An 18,867-nucleotide genomic window follows, 5' to 3' on the forward strand; every position below is an offset into this window, starting at 1 on the left:
GCTGGAGTTGGGGCAGCTAGTGCCGCCGCCGTTGACGGACGGCATCCAACACGATAATTACCGCAAGCATGAACGCTGCCGGTAGCCCGTAGAGGGCCGTGGAGGTGACCCAGACCGGCGCGACTCCGCCATTGAAGGCAATCGCCATGACCGCGCCGACGGCAGCCAGTGAAACAACCGCGACGACGGCGGCAACGATCGTGAGGGGGCGGCGGTAACCCGGGGATGTCATGCCTTCAACGCTAGCAGCAGCTGCCATGGGCAGTACCCAAAGCGGGAATAGGGGGTCCGGCAGGATAACCTTGAAGGAACAGACCAACACGGTCAGTGTCGTCACCCTTGATCCCGCAGAACCCTGTGGATGCGGTGCCGGCTCGACGTGTCTCGCAAAGCAAGAAACGAAGAAGGTTGATTACGTGCCCACCGGCAAGGTCAAGTGGTATGACAAGGAAAAAGGCTTCGGATTCCTCGCGGCCGAAGACGGCCAGGAAGTTTTCCTGCCCAAAACGTCCCTGCCTGCGGGCGTGACGGAGCTCAAGGCCGGAACGCGCGTGGAGTTCGGTGTGGCGGACGGCCGCCGTGGCGCCCAGGCGCTTGGCCTGCGGGTCCTCGACAAGACGCCGTCCATCGCGAAGGCGAAGCGGATGAACGCCAAGGACCTCGCACCGTTGGTGCAGGACCTCGTGACCGTGCTGGACAACCTGTCCGGAACGTTGTCTTCGGGTAAGTACCCGGAAGGCAACAAGGCCAAGGCCATCGGTATGGCACTGCGCAAGGTTGCCGACGAGCTGGAAGCCTAGGACCCGCCATGACGTCGGAATCCGTACCGGATACCCAGGCCGGAGGGGACGCGCAGGCCAGCCCTGAGGCCCGCCCTGCCGCTGGCCAGGCTCCTGGGAACGCGGCTCCTGAAAACGCGGCTCCTGGCGAGGTGTCCCCCGGCAACGGGGCCTCCCCGCGGAAGCCTGTAGCGGCGAAGCCGCGCGCCGGCGTACCGGTGTGGCGCACAGGCAAGCCTGACGCGTTCCTCGCTTCCGCCGTCGACGTCGCCAGGGAAGCGGTGCAGTCCATTGCCAACCAGGGCGAGGTGGGGCAGCACATCGCGGCCAAGTCGGAGGGTGACCGTGTGGTCACCCACCTGTTTGAGTCGAAGCTTGCAGGTTACGGTGGCTGGCAGTGGTATGCCGTCGTCACCCGGAACTCCCGGTCCAAAGTGGTCACGGTCAGTGAGCTTGGCCTGCTGCCCTCGGAAGACTCCATCCTTGCGCCGGAATGGGTGCCGTGGGCAAAGCGCGTCCGCCCGGAAGACGAGACCCCTCTTGTGGAAGAAACGGTTGAGGAAGTCTCAGAGGAGTCAGTGCAGGCCGAGGAGGACGACGCCGCCGAAGCAAGCGATGAGGCCGATGACGATGACAGCGGCGAAGAGGCCGATACCTCAGCCGAAGACGCGGACGAAGCAGAATCTGAATAAGACGTAGGTAAAAAGAGGCGGCGCCGTCCCGGACATTCGGGACGGCGCCGCCTCTTTGTGCTTCTGGGTGCCTGTGCCGGGAGCTACTTCTGCAGTTCGCCCACGACGTAGTCGATGCTGGCCAGGAGCGCCGAGACATCATCCGGCTCGATGGCCACGAACGTTGCGATGCGCAGCTGGTTTCGTCCCAGCTTGCGGTACGGCTCGGTGTCCACCACGCCGTTGGCCCGCAGGACTTTGGCGATAGCCGAAGCGTCAATGGACTCGTCGAAGTCGATGGTGGCTATGACGTTGGAACGCTCTTCCGCGTTGGTCACGAACGGGGTGGCGTACTCGGACGCCTCTGCCCAGGAGTAGACGCGGCTTGCGGAGTCCGCAGTGCGCTTGCTGGCGAAGTCCAGGCCTCCGTTGTTGTTGAGCCACTGCACCTGGGCGTCCAGGGTGACCAGCGTGGACAACGAAGGCGTGTTGTAGGTCTGGTTCAGCTTCGAGTTGTCAATGGCGGTCTGGAGGTCCAGGAAGTCCGGGATCCAACGGCCGCTTGCCTTGATCCGGGCGGCGCGCTCCAACGCGGCGGGGGAGAAGAGGCCAAGCCACAGTCCGCCGTCGGAAGCGAAATTCTTCTGCGGCGCGAAGTAGTAGACATCCGACTCGGCAACGTCAACGTCCAGTCCGCCCGCCGCGGAGGTGGCGTCCACCAAGACCAGTGAACCTTCGTCAGCGCCGGGGACGCGCTTGACAGGGGCAGCCACACCCGTTGACGTCTCGTTTTGCGGCCACGCGTAAACATCCACTCCGGCCTCGGCCTTGGGGGCGGGGCGGGTGCCCGGCTCGGACTTGATGATGGAAGACTCCGCCAGGAACGGTGCCTTATTGGTGGCTGAAGCGAACTTGGAGCCGAACTCGCCGAAGGAGAGGTGCTGGGCTTTCTCCTCGACGAGGCCGAACGCGGCCACGTCCCAGAAAGCGGTGGAGCCACCGACGCCAAGGATTACCTCGTAGCCCTCGGGTGCCCGGAAGAACCTGCTGAGTCCCTCGCGCACCGAGCCCACAAGGTTCTTAACCGGGGCCTGGCGATGGGACGTGCCCAGGATGGTGGCGGACGCGGCAGAGAGTGCCTCGATCTGCTCCGGGCGGACCTTGGACGGTCCTGCGCCGAAGCGTCCGTCCTTGGGCAGCAAGTCGGCGGGAATGGTGATGCTGTTGTCGCTCACGTGTGGCTCCAATGGGTATGGGTTAGAGAGGGGTCGTGGCAGGTGGCAACGGCTGCCCCTTCGACTCCCCAATTCTGCCTGACACGGCACGCGGGCAGTAACCCGCACCTGTCATAGTCCGCCACGTGGGACGAAGGGGCTGTGCGCGGGGGGGCCTTGTGCGCGAAAAAATTATCAAGAGTAATTCCAAATAAGCTAGGCTTGGATTGGCGTTCTTGAGGCGACGGTTGCACACCATCCGCCTTGGCCCGAACGCGGTACGGTGGAGATTACGCAAGAACTGCGTTCGAGGAGAGCTGAGCTGGATGACGGATCTGATCGATACCACTGAGATGTATCTTCGGACCATTTTGGAGCTTGAGGAAGAGAACATCGTGGCTCTTCGCGCACGCATCGCGGAGCGCCTGCGCCACTCCGGTCCCACGGTCTCGCAGACCATCGGACGCATGGAGCGTGACGGCCTGGTGGTGGTTTCCAATGACCGCCATCTCGAATTGACGGAAGTCGGCCGGAAGCGTGCCACAGAGGTCATGCGTAAGCACCGCCTCGCCGAGAGGCTCCTGGCTGATGTCATCGGACTCGACTGGGCTTATGTCCACGATGAAGCCTGCCGGTGGGAGCACGTGATGAGTGAGCGCGTGGAGCGAAGGCTCTATGAGTTGCTTGAACACCCTACGGAGTCTCCTTATGGGAACCCCATCCCGGGCCTTGAAGCCCTCGGTGGATTGGCCGACCAGGCTTTCGCGCGCTCGGACGTCAACCTCCTGCACGCCATGGACGGCTACGCCGCTGATTCACGCGTTGTTGTGAGCCGCCTCGCCGAACCCATTCAGGTGGAGCCTGAGCTCCTTACCCAGCTTGACGAGGGCGGAATCCGCCCGGGTGCGGCCGTGTCTCTGGAACGCGTGGGGGAGTACATCTCCGTCCGCGTACCTGGCATCGAAGGAGCCCTGGAGCTCCCGCCCGAGGTGGCAGCCCACGTCTTCGTTGCCGTCAGCTGACAGCCAGCCCGCAAGCCTTACCGCAGGACGCTCTTCCCGAAGGAAGGGCGTCCTGCGGCTTTGCGGTGCCGGCGTGTCGGATCTCACTTTCAAGCCGATGGCCTCCGTGTGACCTGCGGTTTTCGGTAAATGATGATAAGGGCCCCTCGCGGACCCGACGTTTTGGTAGATAACGAATTTATTACTGCGGCCTTTAATCCCCTATAGTTATCTACTAGCGCTGATACCAAAGCGTTACCTGATCTGGAGCCGAGCTCTGCCAGCAGATCAGGTGTGTCATCCACCACTGGCAGAGGCGGGGGAACCACAAGCGGCTGCCTAAAGAAGCAGCCTTGGGGTGAAGTCCGCAGCAGAAGTGCCTACTAACGCAAGTCCTTCCCGGGATACCTGTGTGCCGTGTGCGCTTCGTGCGGGCCGGGTCTTTGAACTCTCTGATCCGAATCCGACAGCTAACTTCGCAGGCTTTCCAGAGAGGACAGAGTTTGACATCGCAGAACGTCAGGGGTCGCCGCCGTGCGTCCGGCCCCGCTGCTGAGCTGCGGCCAGCCCGCGTCGTAACGGAGATCCGGCCCCGCGACACCCAGCGCCAGGTGCGCCGCCGTAAGAGCCCGATGCGCCAGGTAGCCGACTTCGCCGCAGCCAGTGGCGTCGGGCAGAAAGCCGGCGTTGCGCTCGCTGCCACCGGCCTTGCCTTGACTGTCGGCCTGCCGGCCACGAGCCCCGTCATGGCCACCTCGGAATCCGGTCAGACTGAGGCAGCCTTGACCGTTCCCGGCGGCAGCCAGCCGGAAGTTTCAGCAGCTGCATCAGCCAAAATCGACTTCAGCCGCGCTGCCGTAGCCACCGCTGCCGACCCCGACGGCAAGCTCAAGCAGCTGTTGAGCGCCCAGTCCGCGGAAAGCATCCAGCGTGCTTCGTCCGTGGGCAGCCTTGGCAGCCCCTTGGACACGCTCAGCACGGCTTCACCCTTCGGGTATCGAATCAGCCCCCTCACGGGTGGTGCCGGCGACTTCCACCGGGGCCAGGACTTCGTGGCCCAGTGCGGTACCGCGGTGCACGCCGCCGCTGCCGGCAAGGTCACTTTCGCGGGATGGCATGAGTACGGTGGAGGGAACCGCGTGGTGGTGGACCACGGCAACGGGCTTGAAACCACCTACAACCACCTTTCCTCCTTCACCGTCAAGGTCGGTCAGACCGTCAGCCGTGGCGACACTGTTGCCTTGAGCGGCACTACTGGTGCTTCCACGGGTTGCCACCTCCACTTCGAGGTACAGGTCAACGGCGAAGTCGTGGACCCCATGAGCTGGCTCTAAGCAAATTTGATGGTCACCTCTCGCATTGATGACACGCCCCGTGACCTGAATGTGACATTCGCAAACTTCTGTTGTACCGTCTAAAGCGCATCGGCTTTTTAGGGGGCCGATGCACTTGAGTGGATTGCCTAGCTCTGCCACCACTCAAGGTCCGTTCGCATAATTCGTCTGGCAGGGGCGGGGGAACCACTTCTGGCCTTCTTCGGAAGGCCTTGGGGTTAAGTCGCAAAGTTTCCTTGGAAGCCGCGTGGCCGGATGACTCCCATCCGAATCCGACAGCTCACCTCGTAGGCATTGGGAGAGGCTACCTTCGTGTCATCACGCACTACCCCTGCGCGCCATCGCGCCGAAACGGTTCGTACGAACCCGCTGAACTCGCTTTCCAAAGCCGTTCACAGCAATGCTGGCACCGTAGGCCGCCAAGCCGCCGTTCTGGCTGCAGCCTCTGGACTCGTTCTCAGCGTCGGACTCCCGGCCCAAGCGGCTGACACCGATGTTTCCACGACGGAAGCCTCCGGCGCCCAGCAGCTGGTTGCCACCGCAGTCGTTACCGCGGAACCCACCGCAAGCGTTTCCTTCGAGAGTCCCGTCGTGGTAACCAAGGAAGCCCCCAAGGTCCAGCGTGCCTCCCAACGCACACAGACCGGTGGCGCCCAGGGCGCGGCCAACCAGGCGAACGGCGCCGTGACTGCCCAGTCGTCCAAAACCAAGGATTCTGCCTCCAGCGCAGCGGCGTCCGGTCTTGCCGCCATCGCCTACACCGGCATCGGCCACCCCTACGTCTGGGGCGGTACTTCCCCCAACGGCTGGGACTGCTCCGGATTCACCCAGTGGGTCTACGCGCAGGCCGGCATCAGCATTCCCCGCGTCAACGCCTGGACGGCTATGACTCCCACCAGCACACCCGCTCCCGGCGACCTCGTCATGCAGAACGGCGGGGCCCACGTGGGTATCTACGTCGGCAACGGCATGATGATCAGCGCGCTGAACCCGAGCCAGGGAACGCTGCTTCATTCCGTGGCATCCACCGGCTCGTCCTCCTTCTACACCCTCCGCTAGAAAACATCCCGTTCGGGGCAGGCCAGCATGCCCCCCAAGTGCTGGTCGGCCCATGACCCGCGCCGTCCCCAACCGTGCGCGGACACGAAAAGAGAGTCATCATGACCAGTGCCAACAAAGTTGCACGGCATCGCGCTGAGGCCCCCAAGACCAGCTCCCTCGCCGTGATCGCCAAAGCTGTCAGCGACAACGCCGGTGGCGTTGGCCGCCAGGCTGCAGTCATTGCCGCTGCCTCGGGCCTGGTCCTGACCAGCGGCGTCGCTGCCAACGCGGCGGACACCAACGTCCAGCGTGAATCGACGGCCACGTCCACGCTCGACGTCCAGGCAGTTTCCCAGGCCACCATCGCTGCCGATTCCACTGTGGCGATCTCTTACGAGAGCCCGGTTGTTACCACGGTGGAGGCTCCGGCTCCCGTGGAAGAGAAGGCGCCTGCCAAGGCTGAAGCCCCGGCTGCAACGGCAGGCTCCGCTGCCACGCAGTCCGGTACCGCCAAACTCGCTGTCACCAACGAGGCACCTTCGGCGAAAGCTCCGGCGGCTTCCAGCGGCTTGGGCGCAGCCATTGCCGCAGCGGCCTACGCCCAATTGGGTGTGACCCAGGATTGCACCATGTTGGTAACCAACTCCCTGGCGGCCGTCGGTATCAACTTCCACGACTGGCCGGCCGGTTACCTCTCGCTGGGCCGCACCGTCAGTGCAGCCGAAGCCCAGCCCGGCGACCTCCTCTACTACGCCAACGGCGGCTACGGCGGACTTGCCCACATCGCCGTGTACGTCGGCAACGGTATGGCAGTGCATGGCGGATGGAACGGATCCACCACGGCATTGTTCAGCGCCAACGTTGGCGGCGGCCCCGTATACATCCGGGTCAACGGCTAAACCCAAGCTCCAGGAAACACCCCGCAGGCTCTTGCCGGCGGGGTGTTCCCCTTTAAAAGCTTTGCTTGGTGCGCCCCACCGCCAGCCACCTTCCTGCAAGGTGTCCCGCACGTGAACTTTGGCGGACACTGCCAGCTAATCGACAGAATAATTCGTTGATATGGCATATAAGTGTTTACCCTTATCTTGTCGATCCACAGCCCGTACAAGCAGAGGGCAGCCGGCCCTCGTGCCCCTGACGGGTGCGGCCGTGAAGAGGTACGTGCATGCGCACACTCGTTCTGAATGCTGGATATGAACCGCTGGCGGTTGTGACCTTCCGCCGGGCACTGGTCCTTGTGCTGACTGGAAAAGCTAGCGTAGTGGCCGAAGGCGACGAGCCTGTCGTCGGGCCGCAGGAGATTCTCGGACGACCCTCCGTGATTCTTCTCAACCGCTACATCCGTCCGCGGTACAACAGGATCACTGCCGTGAGCCGCCGCGGAGTTCTCCGCCGCGACGGCCACCGCTGCGCCTACTGCGGTAAAACAGCCCACACCATAGACCACGTCCACCCCAAGTCCAGGGGCGGCGCGGATTCCTGGGAAAACCTGGTTGCGGCGTGCTTGAAATGCAATAACGCCAAGAGCGACCAGACCCTCGCCGAGATGGGTTGGAAACTTCGTTTCACGCCCGGCGTGCCCACTGGAACCATGTGGCAGATCAAAGAACTCGAGAAACCTGCGCCGGACTGGGACCCGTTCCTGTTGCCGGAATCCGCCGCCTGATCGATTTCTGTTGAACGCCGTCCGTCCCGGTAGTCTGGGCGGATGGAATTCAACGCCGTGATACTGGCGGGTGGCAGGGCCACCCGTCTCGGCGGCGTGCCCAAGCCCGGTTTGAAGTACGACGGCGGTACCCTCCTTTCGCGTACACTGCAGGCTGTTCGGGGTGCTTCTTCAGTAGTTGTGGTAGGCCCGGACGGCCACGCTTTGCCACACGGTGTTCTGTCCGCGCGTGAAGAACCTGCTTTTGCCGGCCCTGCGGCGGCGATCGCTGCCGGCTTGGCGGCGCTGCGCAAGAGTGGAGACGCGTCGCCGTGGACGCTTGTCCTGGCGTGCGACATGCCCCATGCTTCCCGTGGCATCCCCTCGCTGTGGGAACAGTTGGAAGCGCATCCACACGTGGACGGCGCCATGGCCGTGTCTGCCGACGACAGGAAGCAACCCCTGCTGGGGATCTATCGGACGAGTGCCTTGGAAAAGGAAGTGGCCGTAGCTTCGGAGGGTGCCGGATTAACGAACTCTTCGGTGTTCCGGCTGCTTGCTAGGCTGAACCTGCTGGGCGTTACCGTCCCTAACGGATCCACGGATGATGTGGACACGTGGGATGACGCCGCGGCTTTGGGCATACACAACGAGCTGGAGGCGGACATGAAGGGCCAGGAAGAGACGCTCGAGGAATGGTGCCGCACACTGTTGCAGGCGTTTGAGCTTGAGGGCGTGGAAGTGGACATCAACGAGGTCCTCGCAGTGGCGGGGGTTGCTGCGCATTCCGTGGTTCGTCCTGCCGCTCCCCTTACAACGTTCATTGCCGGCTACGCTGCGGGCATGGCCCGGGGAATCGGGCAGGCCAACGACGACGCAGCCATGAGTGCTGCCCTGGGCCTTGCCCGCCAGGTCGCCAAGCAGTACTTGGAGCCGGGGACCGAGGCGGAATGACCGAGGCCCCCGGGCAGGGCCACCACGCGGCACACACATGGCACGAGGCCCGGCAGCGCGCGTTTGACGTCGCTGCTCCCATTCCGGCGAGCCCTGTCCTCCTCAAGGCCGCCTTGGGGAGGACGCTGGCATCGGACGTCCTGGCCGTCCAGGACATGCCACACTACGCGTCGTCTGCCATGGACGGGTGGGCGGTCAATGGAAGCGGGCCGTGGATCCTCAGCGAGCCCGGGCAGAGACTCGCTCCCCACCAAGCAAGTCCTATCGTCACCGGAGGGCTCATTCCGCCGGGAGCCAAAGCGGTGTTACGCAGCGAAAGCGGGATTATCACCACGGACGAGGACGGCCTTCCTGTCCTGGCGCTCGGTGGCGGAGCCAAGCCGGGCGAGCCGCGCAACGGACAGCACATCCGCAAGGCAGCGGAGGAAGCCGCCGAAGGTGAAGTCCTCATCAAAGCCGGAACGGTGCTGAACCCTGCCCACATTGCCTTGGCAGCACTGGCGGGCCTGGATGAAGTGGATGTCCTGGGCAAGCCCTTGGTGCGGTTCCTCATGACAGGCTCCGAGGTCGTCGCTGAGGGCGTCCCGGCGCCCGGCCAGGTCCGGGACACCTTTGGACCACAGCTGGGTGCGGTGGTTGAGCTCCTGGGCGGCATCCAAGGCGAACAGCTCAGAGTGGGGGACAGCTACGACGAGTGGCTGCAAGCTTTGCAGGACGTTGAGCCTGAAGCGGAACCGGAGGCAGAAGCCCTGCCGCCTGCCGACGTCGTCATAACTACCGGCGGTACCGGACGCTCAGGGACGGACCATTTCCGGAAGGCGGTGGCAGAACTGGGCGGTAGCCTTCTCATCGATAGCATCGCCATGCGTCCCGGGCATCCTGCCGTGTTGGCTGAACTTCCGGACGGACGCTTCATCCTGGGCCTGCCGGGCAACCCCCTGGCCGCCATGATGGCACTGTTCACGGTTGGCGGGCCTCTCCTGGCAGCCCTCGGGCACCGTCAGTTGGAAGACGTCGGCGAAGTCCCAAGTGGCGCCATGATCGATCCCGATCCCGGCCGGACACGCTTGATGCCGTTCAGGCTGGTGTATGGATTGGCCTCGCCGGCCCAATACGCAGGTCCCGGGATGATGCGGGGCCTGGCGGGCGCGGATGGAGTCATGGTGGTGCCCCCGCACGGCGTGCAGATGGGTGAACTTGTCCCCGCCTTTCCGTTGCCCTGGGGCAAGCCGTTGCCTGCTCCCAAGCCAAAGGAGGACAAGGCCCGCAAGGCGCCGGTGCGCCAGCAGAAGAAAGCCCCGTCGGGACCTGTGGACTGGAGCGGCCTGGACGCTTGACGCCCGCAGTGGACGCAGGTGGCCAGTGGGTGTCCGGACAGGTAATGATGGAGTTATGAACAGGCAGGCTCCCGAACAGGACATCAATGAGGATGACCCGAAGATCCACGCACCCAAACGAGCAGCGGCAGGCGTCAAGGCCGTGACGGTCGCCCTTGAAAGGGGTTACTCCCAAGCCGGAGTGGCGCGTACTGTCCGCTCAATGCTGAGGGTCAACCAGCGCGACGGGTTCGACTGCCCCGGCTGTGCCTGGCCGGAGTCCATTACAGGGCGGCGAAGCCCGGCGGAATTCTGCGAAAACGGCGCCAAGGCCATCGCGGAGGAAAGCACCACGCGGACTGTCGGGGCCTCCTTCTGGGCCGAGCACTCCATTGCCGACCTTGAAGACAAGACCGAGTACTGGCTGGGCAGCCAGGGCCGGATTTCCGAACCCGTGGTCATCAAGCCCGGAGATACGCACTATTCACCCATCAGTTGGACCGAAGCCTTCGCGCTGATCGGTGAACACATCAACGCCACCACGCCGGACCGCTGTGTCTTCTACACGTCCGGTCGCACGGCCAACGAGACCGCGTTCATGTACCAGTTGTTCGCCCGCAGCCTCGGCACCAACAACCTGCCGGATTGCTCCAATATGTGCCATGAGTCCTCGGGCAGCGCACTCAACCCCACCATTGGCATCGGCAAGGGCACGGTTTCCCTGGAGGACATCCACCACGCCGAATTGGTGTTCGTGGTGGGCCAGAATCCCGGAACCAACCACCCGCGTATGTTGTCGGCACTCCGCGACTGCAAGAACAACGGCGGCAAGGTTGTTGCTGTGAACCCGCTCCCGGAAGCCGGGCTCCTGAACTTCAAGGACCCGCAGTCGTTGAACGGTGTGATCGGCGGCGGCACCACCATCGCGGATGAGTTCCTTCAGATCAAGGTGGGCGGGGACCTCGCCCTGTTCCAAGCGCTGGGCCACCTGCTCCTGGAAGAGGAGAAGCGCAACCCGGGAACGGTCGTCGACAAGTCCTTCATCGGCAAGCAGACCGAAGGCTTCGAAGCCTATGCCAGGGCACGATCGGTGCTGGACTGGGACGAGACGGAGCGGGCCACTGGCCTTTCCCGTGAGGAGATCACCACGGTGGCGGGCATGCTGGCCAAATCCAAAGCCACCATTATCTGCTGGGCGCTCGGACTGACGCAGCAGCCCCACTCAGTGGACACTCTCAAAGAGATCATCAACCTGCTCCTGCTCCAGGGCAACTTCGGCAAGCGGGGAGCCGGTGCCTGTCCGGTGCGGGGCCACTCGAACGTGCAGGGCGACCGCACCATGGGCATCTGGGAAAAGCCCAAGGAAACGTTCCTCGCCGCGCTGGACAAGGAATTCGGCTTCCGCATGCCGCGCGAGCACGGCTACGACTCCGTGGAAACCCAGCACGCCCTGGAGAAGGGCGAGGTGGATGTGTTCGTGTCCATGGGCGGAAACTTTGCTGCGGCGGGCTCGGACACCCACGCTTTGGAGGAAGGCCTCAAGAAGGCCGGACTCACGGTCCACATCTCGACGAAGCCTAACCGGGCCCACGTGGTCCACGGCCGGACATCCCTGATTCTGCCTACCTTGGGGCGGACGGACACCGATGACAAGCACCCCAAAGGCAAGCAGTTCCTGTCCGTGGAGGACTCGATGTCCGTCATCCACAAGACCCAGGGCAGGCTCGAACCGGTCTCAGAGCACCTCCTGAGCGAGCCGGTGATTGTGGCCCGTATGGCCCAAGCCACGCTCGGGGACGATCACGGCGTTGACTGGCGTGCCATGGCCGAAGACTACGACGTTGTGCGGGACCACATCTCCCGCGTCATTCCGGGCTTCGAGGACTTCAACGCACGCGTCCGCACCAAGAACGGCTTCGTCCTCCCGAACCCCCCGCGCGACACCCGGACGTTCGCCACGGACATCGGCAAGGCGCGCTTTACTGTGAGCCCGCTCGAATACCTTGAAGCGCCGGCGGGCCACCTGATCCTCCAGACGGTCCGCAGCCACGATCAGTACAACACCACGTTCTACGGCTTGGACGACCGTTACCGGGGTGTGTCCGACGCCCGCCGGGTGATACTGGTCCACGAGGACGATCTGGCCGGCCTGGGGTACCAGGACAGGGACCTGGTGGACGTCATCTCGACCTTCGCCGGAACCGAACGGCGGGCCAACAGGTTCCGTCTCATCGCGTACCCCACGGCCAAGGGTTGTGCCGCAGCCTACTTCCCTGAGGCGAACGCCTTGGTGCACCGCGAACTCGTGGCCCGGGAATCCAACACTCCCGGTTACAAAGCCATGACGGTGCGGTTCGTGAGGCACCAAACCAACGAGGAGAACGGATCCTGACGTGGGACGCGTGACACAGCGCCGGAAACTGCACAAGTTCGTCCTGGACGGCTCACCCCAAGCACTGGAACATCCGGTCCGCTTCAAGGAGGATGTCCTGGCGGTGGAAGAGCCACTGGAGATCCGGCTGGGCGACATGTCCTTCTCGGTGACCATGCGCACCCCGGGTGACGACTTTGACCTTGTGGCAGGATTCCTTGTCTCTGAAGGCATCATCTGGGAGCCGGGCCAATTGGTGTCCGAGCGTTTTTGCGCGGGCGAGGACGAGAACGGCGTGCAGACGTTCAATGTGGTGGACGCGCAGCTGCGGCCCGACGTTGAACGGCCCGACACAGGGCGGAATGTCTATACCTCAAGCTCCTGCGGCATTTGTGGAACGGATTCGATCGAAGCCGTCCGGAAATCGTCACGGCATGCGCCGAAGGACGACGACGTCACCGTTCCGGTGCGCGCGCTGGCGGCCCTCCCGGACCGGTTGCGCGAGGAACAGGCCGTGTTCTCGAAGACAGGCGGGGTACATGCCGCCGGACTTTTCAGGATTCACGACGACGGCACAAGCGAGCTGCTGTGCCTGCGTGAAGATGTGGGCAGGCACAACGCGGTGGACAAGGTGGTCGGCTGGGCCTTGCGCGCAGGCATGCTGCCCCTGAAAGGTACCGTCCTCCAGGTTTCCGGCAGGGCATCGTTCGAACTGGTCCAGAAGGCAGCCATGGCGGGAATTCCTGTTTTGGCGGCTGTCAGTGCGCCGTCGAGCCTCGCCGCGGAGCTTGCAGACGAGGCAGGCATTACCTTGGTGGGCTTCAGCCGCGGCGAAAGCCTGAATGTGTATGCGGGAAGGGACCGCATTTTGGACGAGACTGCCGTCGAGGCGCGGGGATAGTCCTCCATCACTTGGCTATTGAGCTGGAACGACGTAGATTTTATCCATCGAATGGAAGCGCTGGCTTCTCGAAAATGCCGCCAACGCCTGGCGGTTTGGGCAAGGTCATCCAGCCACGCATCCAGCAACGCCTAAGGGGAACTCATTGCACGACGACCGCCGGATAACTGAGCAGCGTCTCGACCGTTTCGTTCGGGAACGCATCCTGCCGGCTATTTACGGCAGATCCGTTCCCTTGGAACTCAGCAGCTGGGAGGCTCCCGGAGAGCCTGTTCCCGCGGCCGAGGCGATGCGGCAACTGTTCACGCCCCAGGAAGCGGGCGCGCCGTGGGGGAAGGCCTGGAGTACCAAGTGGCTTCGCCTTCAGGGCGAGGTTCCCGAGGGCTGGGGGTCCACGGACGGAACAGTCGTGGAGATTATCGTGGACCTCGGCTTCAACAGCGATGTTCCCGGGTTCCAGTGCGAGGGGACGGCTTGGCGGGCCGATGGCAGCATCATCAAAGCCATCTCGCCACGGAACTACCACGTCCCGCTTAAGCTGCTGGGCGGCGGACTGTCCGTCGACTTTTATGTGGAGGCAGCAGCCAACCCGGACGTAGCGCAGGGCTGGTCCTTCGCCCCGACCCCCTTGGGCGACAAAGCAACGTCCGGGGACGAACCCCGTTACAGGCTCGGCCGCATTGCCATTGCCGAACTCAATGAGACCGTCTGGGAGCTGAACCAGGACGTATGGACCTTGAGCGGGCTCATGCACGAGCTTCCCATGGACCAGCCCCGACGCCATGAGATCCTCAGGGCCTTGGAACGAATGCTGGACATCATGGACCCGGACGATATCCCCGGCACGGCAGCCGCCGGACGCCAGGCCTTGGCGGAGGTCCTCAAACGGCCCGCGTATGCTTCCGCACACGAACTCCTGGCAACGGGGCACGCTCACATCGACTCCGCATGGCTGTGGCCCGTCCGCGAGACCATCCGCAAGTGCGCCCGCACCTTCTCCAACGTGGTGGCGCTGATGGACGAGAACCCGGACTTTATTTTCTCGTGTTCTTCGGCCCAGCAAATGGCCTGGATCAAGGAGTTCTTTCCCGAGCTCTTCGTCCGCATCCGGGAGAAGGTCAAGGCCGGGCAGTTCGTCCCGGTGGGCGGCATGTGGGTGGAGTCGGACACCAACATGCCCGGTGGCGAGGCCATGGCGCGACAATTCGTGGAAGGCAAGAGCTTCTTCCTGAGGGAATTTGACGTGGAGTGCCAAGAGGCCTGGCTTCCCGATTCCTTCGGCTACTCAGGCGCTTTGCCGCAGATCGTCAAAGCTGCCGGCTCCAAGTGGTTCCTCACCCAGAAAATTTCCTGGAACAAGGTGAACCGGATGCCGCACCACACGTTTGCGTGGGAGGGAATCGACGGCACGCGCTTGTTCACGCACTTCCCGCCAGTCGACAGCTACAACGCTGAGCTGCATGCCCGCGAGCTTGCCCACGCAGAGCGGAACTATCGGGATCACGGGCGAGGCACGATGTCACTGGTTCCGTTCGGCTACGGCGACGGCGGCGGCGGACCCACGCGCGAGATGGTGGCGGCGGCCCGCCGGACCAGGGACCTCGAAGGTTCGCCGAAGGTCCGCTTGGGCACCGCGAAGGATTTCTTCACCAAAGCCGAGGCGGAATACAGCAACCTGCCTGTGTGGGTCGGGGAGATGTACCTCGAAATGCACCGCGGAACTTACACGAGCCAGGCCAAGTCCAAGAAGGGCAACCGACGCAGTGAACACCTTCTGCGGGAGGCTGAGCTGTGGTGTTCCACGGCTGCTGTCCGTCTGGGGGAGGCGTACTCCTATCCGGAGGCTGAGCTCAAGCGACTGTGGCATTTGGTCCTCCTGCAGCAGTTCCACGACATCCTGCCGGGGAGCTCCATCGCCTGGGTCCACCAGGATGCAGAACGCAACTACCAAGCCATAGCCCGCGACCTCGAGGCCATCATCGCCGGGGCAGCACACGCGTTGGTGGGGGCAGGTGAGACCCCGTTCCTGCTCAACGCAGCCCCGCACAAGCGCAACGGAGTGCCGGCACTGGGCGCCGCCGAAGCAAACATCATCGGTCCCGCGGTAGATGTCTCGGAAAACGACGGCGGCTTCGTCCTGGACAACGGGATCATTCGAGCCGTCGTGGACAGGGACGGTTTGCTGACCTCGCTCATGGACCACGCCAGCGGCCGGGAAGCAATCGCACCCGGCCACGCCGGCAACCTGCTGGAACTGTTCCGGGACACACCCAACGAGTGGGATGCCTGGGACATCGAGGAGTTCTACCGGCACAACGTCACTCCGCTGACCCACGCTGAAGCCGTTGCCCTTGAGCGCACGGCGGCCGGCGCCGTCGTCGTCGTCAAGCGTACGGTAGGTGCCTCGACCATTACGCAACGCCTAACCCTCGACGCCGGGGCGGAGTCCCTCGGGATCGTCACCACCGTTGACTGGCAGGAACGCGAAAAGATGCTGAAAATCGCCTTCCCTCTGGATGTCAGGGCGGACAGATCAGCCTCGGAGACTCAGTTCGGCCATGTCTTCCGGCCCACGCACACCAATACGTCCTGGGAAGCGGCGAAATTCGAGATCTGTGCCCACCGCTGGATCCACGTTGCCGAACCCGGGTATGGAGTTGCAGTCAGCAACGCCTCAAGCTACGGCCACGACGTCACCAGGGCAGTGCGCGAGGATGGCGGAACCACGACGACGGTACGCGTCTCGCTGCTGCGCTCGGCCAGGTTCCCTGATCCCGAGGCCGATCGCGGAGAGCACACCCTCGAACTGTCCGTGCGTCCCGGGGCGGGAATCGCAGACGCCGTCGAAGAGGGTTACCGCACCAACCTGAAGCCACGATTCGTGAACGGCGGCCGCCCTGTGGAGCCGCTGCTGTCGGTGTCCAACCCCGGCATCGTGGTGGAAGCCGTCAAGCTGGCGGAGGACGGATCCGGAGACGTCATCGTGCGCCTCTACGAATCCTTGGGGCAGCGGTCCAAGGGAGTGGTACGGGCAAACTTCGAGGCCCACGGCGTGCAGGCCACTGACCTGCTCGAACGGCCGGTGGACGCCCCTGGTGTTGCCGGTGCCGCAGTTATTGATGGGATGCCGGGCGCCAGTAACGTGCAGGGCGCCGCGGAGTTGGTGCTTCGACCCTTCCAACTGGTTACGCTACGGTTTGCCCGCCCGGTGGCGGGCAACTAGACGTCGTGCTGTAGGCGCTTCACGAAGAGTTGGGTCCGTTCCTGCCGGGGTGCACGCAGCACCTCGGCAGCCGGGCCGCGCTCCACCACGACGCCCCCATCCATGAAGATGACCTCGTCCGCCACATGTTGGGCGAAGGACAACTCGTGGGTGACGATCACCATGGTCCAGCCTTCTTCGGCAAGCTCCTTGATCACGGCCAGGACGTCTCCCACGAGTTCAGGGTCAAGGGCTGACGTGGGCTCGTCAAAGAGCAGGAGTTGGGGCTTGAGCGCGAGTGCGCGGACGATGCCGACACGCTGCTGCTGGCCACCGGAGAGCTCAAATGGGTAGGCGTCGCGTTTATCCGCCAAGCCAACCCGCTCCAAGAGGCGTTCGGCTTCGGCGATCGCCTCAGCTTTAGGACGCTTTTGCACCTGGACCGGGCCCTCGATGATGTTCTTCAGCACTGTCATGTGGGGGAACAGGTTGTAGTGCTGGAACACCATGGCGCTGCGGTCCCGAAGCGCCGCGATGTCCTTCTTGCCGACATTGGTCCCGAAATCGATGGACAGGCCGGCAGTGTCTTGTTCGGTGCTCCCGAAGGTGACCGTGCCGCCGTCGGGAATTTCCAGGCCGTTGAGCGAGCGCAGGACGGTGGTTTTGCCCGAGCCGGAAGGCCCGATCAGGGCGACCACTTGGCCGCGAAGGATGTCGATGTCGATGTCGCGGAGCACTACGTTGCTGCCGAAGGCTTTGGCGAGGTTCCGTGCCTTGAGGACCGACGTGACCCTGGGCTCGTGCGGCTGGAGTGCATCAGTGGGCGACATAGCGGTCCAATCTCCTTTCCACAGCGGATTGCGCTGTGGAAAGGATCAAGCAGATGACCCAATAGACCAGGGCTGCCTGCAGGTAGAGGATCATGAATTCCTGGCTGAACGCGGCGATCTGCTGTGCATTGCGGAAGAGTTCAGTGACCAGGATCAGGGAAGCGAGCGAGGTGTCCTTGACGAGGGAAATGAAGGTGTTCGACAGCGGGGGCACAGAGACCCGGGCCGCCTGGGGCAGGATGATCCGGACCAGCGTCTGCGGCCGGGACATGCCGATGGTGTGCCCGGCCTCCCACTGACCCTTGGGCACGGACAGGATGGCTGCCCGGATGATTTCGGCTGCGTAACCGCCCACGTTGAGGGAGAACGCAATGATGGCGCTGGGCCACGGATCCAGCCGCACACCGATGCTTGGAAGCCCGAAGAAAATGACGAAGAGCTGCACCAGCAGTGGCGTTCCGCGAATCACCGAGACGTAGAAGCGGCCAATGCCGGACACCAGCCAGTTGGGGCTGAGCCTCATCAGGGCAACGAGCAAAGCCAAAACCAGCCCGAACGCAAAGGACGCCAGAGTCAGTGGGATTGTCCCTGTGACCGCGCCGGTGATAATTGGTCCGAAGGAACTCCAGACGAGGTCCCAGTTCATCTATTTGGTGACGTCCGCGCCGAAGTACTTGTCCGAAATCTTTGCCAGGGTTCCGTCGGACTGCAGGTCTGCAAGGGCCTTGTCCACTGCGTTGGCAAGTTCCGTGGAGCCCTTGCGGAACACGAAAGCGCTCTCGGTCTTGTCCGGTGCTTCCGCTGCGACCTTCAAGCCCGAGTCGGGAGTCGTCTTGGCGTAGTCCAGGTACGTGAGCTTGTCGTTCACTGTTGCATCCACGCGGCCCTGCTGGACCAAGGTTGCCGACTGCGCCCACCCTTCGACGGCCTGGACATTGGCACCGGCATCAACGGCCATCTTGTAGAAGTTGCTGGTCAGCGACTGTGCCGTGGTCTTGCCCTTGAGGTCGGCGAAACTGTTGATACTGGAGTTATCCGACTTGGTGACAACGACGCCCGTGGAAATGGTGTAGGGCGTCGAGAAGTCGTACTTTGCTTTGCGTTCATCGTTGATGGAGATCTGGTTGGCGATGGTGTCGAAGCGCTTGGCATCGAGGCCGGCGAAAATACCGTCGAACTGGGTTTCCTGGAAGCTGGCCTTCACGCCAAGCTTTTCTGCCACGGCCTTGGCGATCTCGACGTCGAAGCCCGTGAGTTCGCCGGCACCGTCCGCGTGGAAGCTGAAGGGGCGGTAGGTTCCTTCAGTCGCAATGACCAGCTCGCCTTTGGACTTCACGTCGGAGAGTGACGTATCGCCTCCCGTCTGGGCTCCAGTCGAGGAGCCTCCGCCACACGCAGACAGTGCAAGGGCGGCAGAGAGCAGGGTGGCTGCGAGCAGGGAGCGGCGCGTGCGAAGGCTGTTCATGGAGCCATCTTAGTCACGGCCCCGCGATGATTTGCCGTGCTGGAAGTCCGTGCGCGGGATGGGCTTGCTTGGATCGCGCAGGAAGTGCCGTTAAAAAGGCTGAGTGGGGGCGGTCCCCAACAGCCCGCCACCACTCATCCCCC

17 protein-coding genes and 2 riboswitches are annotated in these 18,867 nt (G+C 63.5%); of the genes, 12 read left to right on the forward strand and 5 right to left on the reverse strand.

Features of this window, described 5'->3' with window-relative positions:
- Positions 1-16 precede the first annotated feature (16 nt).
- Positions 17-232 (reverse strand): hypothetical protein, encoded by a 216-nt coding sequence (locus tag AB0N65_RS06040; RefSeq protein ID WP_364159581.1) that lies wholly within the window; start codon positions 230-232, stop codon positions 17-19.
- 184 nt (positions 233-416) lie between these two features.
- Here AB0N65_RS06040 and AB0N65_RS06045 point away from each other — a divergent pair, with 184 nt between their 5' ends.
- Entirely contained in the window at positions 417-800 is a 384-nt protein-coding gene (locus tag AB0N65_RS06045) for a cold-shock protein (protein ID WP_216926040.1), read from the forward strand.
- Positions 801-808: 8 nt separating this feature from the next.
- Positions 809-1,471: a DUF3027 domain-containing protein gene (locus tag AB0N65_RS06050; protein ID WP_364159067.1), complete on the forward strand. Its 663-nt coding sequence runs from the start codon at positions 809-811 to the stop codon at positions 1,469-1,471.
- A gap of 83 nt (positions 1,472-1,554) precedes the next feature.
- Here AB0N65_RS06050 and serC read toward each other — a convergent pair whose 3' ends face one another.
- The gene (gene serC, locus AB0N65_RS06055) at positions 1,555-2,685 is read right to left on the reverse strand and encodes a phosphoserine transaminase (protein ID WP_364159070.1); all 1,131 of its coding nucleotides are present in this window, start codon (positions 2,683-2,685) and stop codon (positions 1,555-1,557) included.
- A gap of 305 nt (positions 2,686-2,990) precedes the next feature.
- Here serC and AB0N65_RS06060 point away from each other — a divergent pair, with 305 nt between their 5' ends.
- The 10 genes from AB0N65_RS06060 to AB0N65_RS06105 all read left to right on the forward strand — a co-directional run bounded on the left by AB0N65_RS06060 (position 2,991) and on the right by AB0N65_RS06105 (position 16,450).
- Positions 2,991-3,686 carry a metal-dependent transcriptional regulator gene (locus AB0N65_RS06060; RefSeq protein WP_364159073.1) on the forward strand — a complete coding sequence of 232 codons (696 nt, stop codon included), beginning with the start codon at positions 2,991-2,993 and terminating at the stop codon, positions 3,684-3,686.
- Positions 3,687-3,923: 237 nt separating this feature from the next.
- Positions 3,924-4,165, forward strand: a riboswitch (cyclic di-AMP (ydaO/yuaA leader).
- Between the two features lie 3 nt (positions 4,166-4,168).
- A complete protein-coding gene (locus tag AB0N65_RS06065; RefSeq protein ID WP_364159076.1) occupies positions 4,169-4,999 on the forward strand; it encodes a M23 family metallopeptidase in 831 nt (276 codons plus the stop codon).
- A 139-nt stretch (positions 5,000-5,138) separates the two neighbouring features.
- A riboswitch (cyclic di-AMP (ydaO/yuaA leader) is annotated at positions 5,139-5,307 on the forward strand.
- A gap of 4 nt (positions 5,308-5,311) precedes the next feature.
- Entirely contained in the window at positions 5,312-6,058 is a 747-nt protein-coding gene (locus AB0N65_RS06070; protein WP_364159078.1) for a C40 family peptidase, read from the forward strand.
- Positions 6,059-6,159: 101 nt separating this feature from the next.
- Positions 6,160-6,939 (forward strand): NlpC/P60 family protein, encoded by a 780-nt coding sequence (locus tag AB0N65_RS06075; RefSeq protein WP_364159081.1) that lies wholly within the window; start codon positions 6,160-6,162, stop codon positions 6,937-6,939.
- A 266-nt stretch (positions 6,940-7,205) separates the two neighbouring features.
- Positions 7,206-7,706, forward strand: coding sequence for an HNH endonuclease (locus AB0N65_RS06080; RefSeq protein ID WP_364159083.1), 501 nt, complete (start codon positions 7,206-7,208; stop codon positions 7,704-7,706).
- A 42-nt stretch (positions 7,707-7,748) separates the two neighbouring features.
- Positions 7,749-8,639: an NTP transferase domain-containing protein gene (locus AB0N65_RS06085; protein WP_364159086.1), complete on the forward strand. Its 891-nt coding sequence runs from the start codon at positions 7,749-7,751 to the stop codon at positions 8,637-8,639.
- The gene (locus AB0N65_RS06090; protein WP_364159089.1) at positions 8,636-9,976 is read left to right on the forward strand and encodes a molybdopterin molybdotransferase MoeA; all 1,341 of its coding nucleotides are present in this window, start codon (positions 8,636-8,638) and stop codon (positions 9,974-9,976) included. The genes AB0N65_RS06085 and AB0N65_RS06090 overlap by 4 nt, the downstream gene beginning before the upstream one ends.
- 55 nt (positions 9,977-10,031) lie before the next feature.
- A complete protein-coding gene (locus tag AB0N65_RS06095) occupies positions 10,032-12,347 on the forward strand; it encodes an FdhF/YdeP family oxidoreductase (RefSeq protein ID WP_364159091.1) in 2,316 nt (771 codons plus the stop codon).
- A 1-nt stretch (position 12,348) separates the two neighbouring features.
- Positions 12,349-13,227, forward strand: coding sequence for a formate dehydrogenase accessory sulfurtransferase FdhD (gene fdhD, locus AB0N65_RS06100; protein ID WP_364159094.1), 879 nt, complete (start codon positions 12,349-12,351; stop codon positions 13,225-13,227).
- A gap of 145 nt (positions 13,228-13,372) precedes the next feature.
- On the forward strand, positions 13,373-16,450 hold the full coding sequence (locus AB0N65_RS06105) for a glycoside hydrolase family 38 C-terminal domain-containing protein (RefSeq protein ID WP_364159097.1): 3,078 nt from the start codon (positions 13,373-13,375) through the stop codon (positions 16,448-16,450).
- Here AB0N65_RS06105 and AB0N65_RS06110 read toward each other — a convergent pair.
- The 3 genes from AB0N65_RS06110 to AB0N65_RS06120 are packed head-to-tail and all read right to left on the reverse strand — an operon-like array spanning position 16,447 to position 18,724.
- Positions 16,447-17,259, reverse strand: coding sequence for an amino acid ABC transporter ATP-binding protein (locus tag AB0N65_RS06110; protein WP_364159100.1), 813 nt, complete (start codon positions 17,257-17,259; stop codon positions 16,447-16,449). The genes AB0N65_RS06105 and AB0N65_RS06110 overlap by 4 nt on opposite strands.
- A complete protein-coding gene (locus tag AB0N65_RS06115; protein WP_364159103.1) occupies positions 17,246-17,905 on the reverse strand; it encodes an amino acid ABC transporter permease in 660 nt (219 codons plus the stop codon). The genes AB0N65_RS06110 and AB0N65_RS06115 overlap by 14 nt, the downstream gene beginning before the upstream one ends.
- Complete coding sequence (locus AB0N65_RS06120; protein ID WP_364159106.1) at positions 17,906-18,724, reverse strand: amino acid ABC transporter substrate-binding protein; 819 nt, start codon at positions 18,722-18,724, stop codon at positions 17,906-17,908.
- Between the last annotated feature and the right edge of the window lie 143 nt (positions 18,725-18,867).

It is taken from the genome of Paenarthrobacter sp. NPDC089322, assembly GCF_040684895.1.
Classification (GTDB): domain Bacteria; phylum Actinomycetota; class Actinomycetes; order Actinomycetales; family Micrococcaceae; genus Arthrobacter.